Source organism: Streptacidiphilus pinicola, from assembly GCF_003258295.1.
Taxonomy (GTDB): Bacteria; Actinomycetota; Actinomycetes; order Streptomycetales; family Streptomycetaceae; genus Streptacidiphilus; species Streptacidiphilus pinicola.
The window spans coordinates 1-832 of sequence record NZ_QKYN01000135.1 but is presented as its reverse complement, the minus strand read 5'-3'; the positions used below and the strand labels follow the sequence as shown (position 1 = coordinate 832).

At 61.7% G+C, this 832-nt stretch carries 2 protein-coding genes; one reads left to right on the top strand and one right to left on the bottom strand.

Going from position 1 to position 832, the window contains the following annotated elements; genetic code table 11:
• A partial coding sequence (locus tag DN069_RS30620; RefSeq protein ID WP_133260090.1) for a restriction endonuclease occupies window positions 1-356 on the top strand: 356 nt, incomplete at its 5' end.
• Between the two features lie 239 nt (window positions 357-595).
• Here DN069_RS30620 and DN069_RS41075 read toward each other — a convergent pair.
• Window positions 596-832 (bottom strand): hypothetical protein (locus tag DN069_RS41075; protein WP_207892327.1); only part of this gene is annotated, 237 nt, incomplete at its 5' end.

Genomic DNA, 832 nt, shown 5'->3' with positions numbered 1-832 from the left:
ACGAGACCTGGCGCACCCAGGGGTCACGCGACGAGGGCGTCGACGCAGTCGCCGTCAAACGCGACCCGCTCGGCGTCACGGTCTTCGCCATCCAGGCCAAGCGCTCTCGCAACGTGATCGACCCCAACACAGTGCGGGCCATGGCCGGCGTCATGAACGACGTCAACGCCAGCCACGCCATCGTGGTGACCACGTCCTGGTTCGGCAAGGCCAGCCACGACTTCGCCGCCCGCAACCGCATCCGCCTCATCAACGGACGCAACCTCAAAGCCCTCATGGCCGAGCACCTCGGCGTCGACGTCCTGATCGGGCTGCCCAAGCTCCCACCGCAATGGCGCCAGCAAGACATCACCTGATTGGTACCGACTCAGGCGTCTGCTTTCGAGCCCTTCGACGAGTCAGACTCCCGGGGATTCGATCCTTCGAAGAGTAGTCATAAAGTGGACCTATTGACGGCAAGCATCTACAGGGGTCGAGGTGCCGAACGCCAACCAATAGCGTGCGGACTGCGTCCCGATGGTTGGGAGCGCTGGCCAAATCCATCGAACTTCCTTGAGCCCAAAGCGGAATGACTGGGGGTCAAGGGGTCGCAGGTTCAAATCCTGTCGTCCCGACCAGCGTTTTCGCAGGTCGGAGGCCGTTTCCACCAAAGGGTGGAGACGGCCTTTTCGTTGTCTTCATGCCTGGTGGTCGCAGTGTGGTCGCAGCCCGCGGCGGCCACGTCGACCAACTCTCGCAATTCGTCTGGCCTGGAATCGGTTTGAGCTCGATCAGCTGATTGCGGCACCCTGTGGGTGATCTTGGTGGCTAATTCGAAGTTAGCTTCTTGGTA